This window comes from uncultured Aquincola sp., from assembly GCF_964001545.1.
Classification (GTDB): domain Bacteria; phylum Pseudomonadota; class Gammaproteobacteria; order Burkholderiales; family Burkholderiaceae_C; genus Aquincola.
The window spans coordinates 1-7,083 of record NZ_CAXFDV010000714.1 but is presented as its reverse complement, the minus strand read 5'-3'; the positions used below and the strand labels follow the sequence as shown (position 1 = coordinate 7,083).

3 protein-coding genes and 2 pseudogenes are annotated in these 7,083 nt (G+C 67.9%); all 5 read left to right on the top strand.

Annotated features, from left to right (window positions below; genetic code table 11):
* A pseudogene (locus ABNT58_RS25095) lies at positions 1-272 on the top strand (hypothetical protein); the annotation flags it as partial.
* 374 nt (positions 273-646) lie between these two features.
* Positions 647-1,294: a PoNe immunity protein domain-containing protein gene (locus tag ABNT58_RS25090; RefSeq protein WP_348756110.1), complete on the top strand. Its 648-nt coding sequence runs from the start codon at positions 647-649 to the stop codon at positions 1,292-1,294.
* A gap of 374 nt (positions 1,295-1,668) precedes the next feature.
* On the top strand, positions 1,669-3,021 hold the full coding sequence (gene icmH, locus ABNT58_RS25085) for a type IVB secretion system protein IcmH/DotU (RefSeq protein ID WP_348756109.1): 1,353 nt from the start codon (positions 1,669-1,671) through the stop codon (positions 3,019-3,021).
* A gap of 17 nt (positions 3,022-3,038) precedes the next feature.
* Positions 3,039-4,745, top strand: a pseudogene (locus ABNT58_RS25080) (type VI secretion protein IcmF/TssM N-terminal domain-containing protein); the annotation flags it as partial.
* Between the two features lie 164 nt (positions 4,746-4,909).
* A partial coding sequence (locus ABNT58_RS25075; RefSeq protein WP_348756108.1) for an ImcF-related family protein occupies positions 4,910-7,083 on the top strand: 2,174 nt, incomplete at its 3' end.

Below are 7,083 nucleotides of genomic sequence, written 5' to 3'. Positions count from 1 at the left end.
ATGAAACCAAGACCTTGGGCACGCAGATGAGCCACAAGTGGATCATGTTGAATATTCCGAAGGAGGAGTATGCGACGCCCAAGGATGAAGCGGAGATGGTGGCGTTGGTAAGAGATTTCAGGAGGCGAGAACTTCAAGGTCCGGCGCCTTGGGATCGATGGATCCTCATGGTAACAAGGCCTCAAATGGACAGTCACCATGTCAGCGGTGGCAAAAATCATCTTGTCCGCAAACCAGTGATTTCTATTCCAAGTGCCTTGCTGAAGGAGTGACAATGGATAGTGCTCAATTCAAAGCCTGCGTGCCTGCGCCTCTGGAAGAAACTGAGCTATACAAACGTCGCCGTGAGCCTCGACTCAACTACGAAAACCAATACGCGTACTTGAGTGGGGAGTGTCTGAAGGATTTCGACGACTGTTTGATTCTGACTGCGCCGCCATTGACTGGCAAATGGGGCGCAGCGGGATTGCTGGCGGAAGATACCGTCACCTACCTGTGCCTTCAATACAGCGCAGGTGTCTCGGTCGGTGCCTTGGCGCAGTTCTACCCCGTATCGATATGGGCCTGGGAAGAGTTCCGAAGGCATAAGCAAGAGTGGCATTCCAGCGCCGACTTTTTTGAAAGCCGGAGCAACCGAGTGCCTGCCTTGTCTTTTGCCGACCAGGAGTACGGCTACTACGCGCTCCCCCTGGCGTGCCTGGGCCTGCTGCTGGGCCACAAAGCCCTGATGCCGCGGCTGTGCCGGGTGTGGGACTACGTGAACGAAGAGCTGAACTACTTCGACATCCTGCTGGAGAACCTGGTGCGGCCTTACGTGCCCGGGCGCAACAAGGTGGCCCAGCAGTACACCCGCCATTTGCCTTACCGCAAGCTGGACAAGGTGTTCGAGGCCAGCCCCGACAAACGCCCCGCGCTGATGCAGCAATACCTCCACGATTGGTACCACGCCAGCCGCCGCGAGCCGTATCACGACATGGACCAGCGACTGAGCTTCGTGGGCTACTGGTCCTGGGAGTCCGCTGCGGTGACCTGGCTGCTGGGCATCGACGACAGCGGCTACCGCCACATGGACTTCTATCCACGCGACCTGGCCGACTTTGCGCGGCAGTTCGACAACAGCCCGATCCCTGCCGACCCGGTGCTCAGCGCGCGTCCCGGCCAGCCGTGCCCACGGGCCGGCATCTGGTTTGCGCCGCATCTGCGGATGAAGGAAGTGAGCATGAAACTGGGCGAGCCCATGCCCAGCGAGCAGGTCGGTCCCACGGGCGGGGTGATCTGGTATTTCAGAGGCTGAGCCTGCCCCGGCCGGCTGCGTGCATTCAGGCGTGCAACGCCAGCCTTCTTGAAGGCCAAAAGTTGCTGAGCCACGCGCTCAGTACCGCGGCTGAATGACCGATCACATGGCGGTGGCCGGCGGCGCAAGGTAGTGCCTGCCGATGACCCGGCCCTGCCGCAGTTGCCCGCTGTGCGGCCTTGGTTGAGGCCGCTGTTGACCACGCTGTTGGCGCGTTGCGCCGGCGGATCTCTGCCAGGTCCGCCACCCAGGGCGGCTTGGCCCCCGGGGCGGTAGTCAGTTTCATGTGGCTGGGCCGCTGCGCCGCCCCGTCACGTTCCCCACTGCTGTCAGCGGCCCCCTGCGGGCCGCTGTGTCCATTCGATGGGATGCGTATGGCCCTGGATCAAAACTCATCGGAGCTCGCCGAGTCTCCGGCCGATGGGCGGCCTGACGACCGTGCGGCGCCGCCGGTCAAGGCGGTGCCCGACACAGCGTCGGGGCCCTCACTGCCGCCCGGCCCCAACCACGAAGAACGCCTGTCCAGCCTGCGCCAGGCCGCGGAGCAGGGGCGCAACGTGCTGTTGCTGGCGGCCTCGGACCTGCTGCGCGCGCTGGCTGAGGTGCCGCGTCAGCTCAACCGTCAGCAGATTGATGTGTGGCATGACTTGCTGAAGACGGAACTGGACGACTTCACCCGCCTGTGCGAGCAGCTCAACGTGCGGCGCGAGCACATGCTGGCCGCGCGCTACGTGCTGTGCACGGCGCTGGACGAGGCCGCCAGCCTGGCGCCTTGGAACACCTCGGGCAGCGAAGCGGATACATGGGCCGGCATGTCGCTGCTGCCGCACTTTCATGGTGAGCGGGACGGCGGCGAGGTGGTGTTCATGCTGTTGGGCCGCATGGCCCATGCGCCGGCCGAGCATCTGCCGGTGCTGGAGCTCATTCACCACGTGTTGAGCCTCGGCTTCAGCGGTCACTACCGCACCCACAAAGACGGCGCGAGGCGCCTGGAGTCCATCCGCCACCGCTTGTATGGGATGGTGTCGGAGTCGAGCCCGCCGATGGGGCGTGAGCTGTCGGGGCGGTGGCGGGGCGCATCGCCGGGCAGGTTCAGGTTGTTGCGCGCGGTGCCGGTGTGGGCGTCTGCCAGCGTGCTGGGGTTGGCCCTGGTGGCGCAGTTCGGCTGGTCCAAGTACCAGCTGTTGCACACGGGCTCGGCGTTGGAGCAGCGCATCCTGGCGCTCAAGCAGTTGCAGCCCGACAAGGCTGCAGAGGCGGCACCGGCCGCGGCCGCCCTGGGCTTGAGGCAGCTCCTGGCCGATGCCATTGCGCAGGGCCGCGTCACCGTGGACGAGTCGGCGCGAGGCTCCACCGTCGTGTTCCGCGGCGACGGCATGTTCGCTTCCGGGCGCGCCGCCTTGAGCCCCGCTTCGCGTGAGCTGGTGGTCAAGGTGGGCCGTGCGTTGAACACGGTGCCCGGGCCGGTGGTGGTGACCGGGCACACCGACAACGTGCCGCTGGAAGACCCCCACGGCATCAACCTGGCGCTGTCTCTGGCGCGTGCGCAAGAGGTGGCCAAGGTCATCGCCGCGCAGGGCGTGGCTGCCGCGCGCATCGAGGCCACCGGGCGGGGCGCCACGCAGCCGGTGGCCGGCAATGACACCGCGGCCGGCCGTGCGCAGAACCGCCGGGTGGTCATCGAGCTGCTGCCCGCGGGTGCTGCGGCAGCCGGCCCTGCACGTTGAGCACAAGGAGCACAGTGATGAAGGACTTCTTCAAGGGCCCGGTGTTCCGCGCCTTGCTCGCGTTGTTGGCGCTGCTGGTGTTGTCGGCCGTCGTCTGGTTCCTCGGCCCGTTCGTCGCGGTGGGCGACATCAAGCCGCTGGGCTCGGTGGCGGTGCGCCTGGGCGTGATGCTGCTGCTGGTGGCGGGCCTGTTGTCCTGGGCGCTGGAACTGCCGGCGTCCGTGGCCTGGACCGTCATCGGCGCGTCGGCGTTGTGCCTGCTCATCTGGCACGGCGGGCCGCTGCTGGCTTTCGGGCAGCTGCATCCGTTGGCGCCCGTGTGGGCGCGGGTGCTGGCCATGGGCGGGGTGCTGGCGGTGCTGTTGGTGTGGGGGCTGTACAAGCTCTACCGCGCCCTGCAGCGGGATGATCAGCTGCTGCAGCGCTGGCTGCATCGTGAAGGTGCCCAGCCCGCGCTGGCGCGCGAAGAGATTCGCCACCTGGCTGACCGTGCGCGCCATGCCGTCAACCAGCTGCGCCAGATGCAGCGCACCATGGCCGGCGGCACGGGCAGCCTTTGGTCGGGCCTGCGGCGCGTGGTCGAGGGCAAGCGCTACCTGTATGAGCTGCCGTGGTACATGCTCATCGGGCAGCCCGGTGCGGGCAAGTCTTCGCTGGTGCTCAATGCCGGCCTGCGCTTTCCGCTGCCCGACCAGATGGGCGCCGCCAGCGCCCGCATGACGCTGGATCGCGCCACCGGCACCCAGAACTGCGACTGGTGGTTGACCAACGAGGCCGTGTTCCTGGACACCGCCGGGCGTTACACCGAGCAGGCGCCCCAGGCCGATGAACAGTCCGCCGCCGTCCATACCGCCGAGTGGCGCGGCTTTCTGGGCGTGTTGCGCCAGGTGCGCCCTCGGGCACCGATCAACGGTGCCTTGCTGGTGGTGGACGTGGCCGAGCTGCTGCGTGCCGATGACCTGCAGCGCACGGCGCTGGCGGCACAGTTGAGGGCGCGGCTGGAAGAGTTGCGCACCCACCTGGGCATTCGCTTCCCGGTGTACCTCCTGTTGGCCAAGGCCGACGTGCTGCGGGGCTTTCCGGCCTACTTCAACGGCCTGACCTCCGAGGCGCGTCGCCAGGTGTGGGGCTTCACCTTGCCGTGGTGGGACGACGCGCAACGGCGCAAAGCCGCGAAGCAGAAGAAGCCCGGTCGCGCGCCCACGGCCGAAGGCGAGGACGCACCAGACAGCCTGCCCGACAGTGGCCAGTCGCTGGCGCTGTGGGTGGGCCGTGAGTTCGCGGCCTTGATCGAGCGCATTCGGGCCGGCGTGGCGATGCGGCTGCAGGAAGAGTTCCAGGTGGAAGACCGGCAGTCGCTGTATGTGCTGCCGCATGAGCTGCAGGGCTTGATGGCGCCGGTGCAGACGCTGGTGGCCCAGGTGTTTGCCGACTCGCGCTACGACACCACGCAGGTTCAACCCATGCTGCGCGGGGTGTACCTGTGCAGCGCGATGCAGCCGGGGCAAGAGCTGGTGGCCCAACCGCAGGCGCTGACGGTGCGCCTGCGCGACAGCTTCCGCAGCCTGGCCCACAGCATCGGATCGGCGGATCAAGCGCCCACCAAGGTGGGCCGCCGCAGCTACTTCCTGTCCGACCTGCTGGAAAAGGTGGTGATGGCCGAGGCCCACCTGGTGCAGCCCAATCTGCGTTGGGAAACCCGGATGCGGCTGCTGCGCTGGGTAGGGCACGGCGTCGTGCTGCTGGGCTTCTTGTGGCTGTCGGCCGCTCTGGCCTTGAGCCTGCGCAACAACCAGGCTTACCTGCAGGCGGTCAGTGACAAGACTGAGACCCTGACCCAGCAGATGAAGAGCTGGCTGCAGGAGGCCAACACACCCGTACGGAAAAGGTGCTCGATCTGGCGCAAGACCTGCCGCGTGTGGACGGGCTGGACCTGGCTTCACCCGACCTGTCTTTCCAGTACGGGCTGTACAGCGCCGGCCCCATCGTGCAGGCGGCCGATCAAGGCTATGGCCAATTGCTCGACCGCCTGGTGCTGCCGCAGGTCACGGCGCACATGGAGCAGGTGTTGCGCCAATCGATGGCGGCCGATGACGCCGTGCAGACCTACCAGACCTTGCGGGTGTACCTGCTGCTGCATGACGCGAAGCAGTACATGCAGACGCCCGACCACGCCCGCGATGTGCGGCAGTGGATCACGCAGGCATGGCAGGGGCAGGGGCAGGGGCAGGGGGAGTCGCTCTCGCAGCGGCTGGGCAACAGCGCCGCGATGGTGGGCCACCTGGAATGGCTCTTCTCCGGCCGGCGGCCGGTGCAGTCGCTGTCGGTGGCCAACAGCGCCCTGGTGCAGGAAGTGCGCAGCTACCTGGACAAGCAGTCGCGCAGCGAGCGGCTCTACGTGCGGGTGCGTTCGGCGGCGCAGGCGCAGGCGCCGCAGGCCTTCAGCCTGGTGCGGGCGCTGGGGCCGCAGGCGGGCACCTTGTTCAGCCTGGCTTCGGGCGGCAGCCTGGAGCAAGGCGTGCCGGGGCTGTTCACCTATGAGGGCTACCACGAGGTGTTTGCCAAGCAACTCACCCAGACCTTGACCTGGGCCCAGCAGGACGATGCCTGGGTGATGGGCCAGCGTGCGGCCGGCGCGGAGGCGGCCGGCAGCGCGGCCACCACAGACCCGCAGAAGGCCGACCACCGCGCGCTGGAGGCCGAGGTGCGGCGGCTGTATCTGGCCGAGTACGCGGGGCACTGGGTGCGCTTCCTGGACGACGTTCGGCTGGTGCACTCGGACAAGTCGGGCACCCTGGCCTACGACCTGAGCATCCTGCGCCAACTGGCCGCGGCGGATTCGCCGTTGATCCGGCTGGCGCGTGCTGCCGCCCGCGAAACCACCTTGTCCCGGCCCTTGGTGATGGAGAGCAAGGCCGAGGAGAAGTCGATCTTCGAGAAGGCGGGCGACCAGCTCGCCCAACAGCAGGCCAAGGCCGGCGCGGCGCTGGGCGTGCGCCCCGAAGCGCGCATCGAGCGCCAGGAGGTGGACGAGAAGTTCTCCGCCCTGCGCGAAGTGGTCACCGGCCGTGGTGAAGGCGCCGCCATGGCCGCCCCTGGCCGGGCGGGCCTGGAGAGCATGACCAGCGTGCTCAACGAGTACTACACCGTGCTGGTGGTGGCCGACACGGCGCTCAGCGCCGGCAGTCTGCCGCCGGCGGGCGCCGAGGCCGCCACCAAGCTGCGCATCGAGGCCGGCAAGATGCCGGCGCCGCTGCGCGAAGTGCTGATGGACCTCAGCGCCAGCGGATCGGACAAGGTGCAGCAAGGCGCCGCGTCGATCCTGCGGGGCCAGGCGCAGGCGCAGATGGACCGGCTGCTCGGCCTGCTGAGCTTGAACGTGTCCGAGCCCTGCCAGCGCCTGCTGGCCGGCCGCTACCCCTTTGCCAACAGCCCGCAAGAGGTGTCGGCCGAAGACTTCAATGCCTTCTTTGCCGCAGGCGGTGCGGCGGACGAGTACTTCCGCAAGTACATGGCGCCTCTCGTGGACACCAGCACCCGGCCCTGGCGCTACAAGTCGCCCACCAGCGTCAACCTGGCCGCCGGTGACGGCCTGGCCCTGGGCGATGCGGCGGCCAGCCCGGCCGCAGGCCCCAGCCTGCAGGGGGAGCTGCTCAAGCTGCTGGCCGCCAGCGGCCCCAACCCCGATGCCTTTGCCCAGGTGGGCCAGATCCGCGACATGTTCTTCCGCGAGAACGAAGGCAAGCGCATGGCCTGGCGCGGCGACTACCGGGTGGTGTCGCTGGACGCCACCGTCACCGAATGGGTGATCGACTTCGACGGGCAGGTGCAGCGCTATGCCCACGGCGCCATCCAGGCGCTGCCGCTGGCCTGGCCGGGGCCGCGTGGCGGCACCATGGCCGAGCTGGTGGCCCAGCCGCGCATCAAGCCGGAAACCTCCACGATGGCGGCGCGGGGGCCGTGGTCCTGGCTGCGGCTGGTGGAGCGCGCCAAGCTGTCGCCCGGCACCCAGCCGGGGCGGGTGCTGGCGGAGTTCAGCTTCGACAACCGACGTGCCGTGCT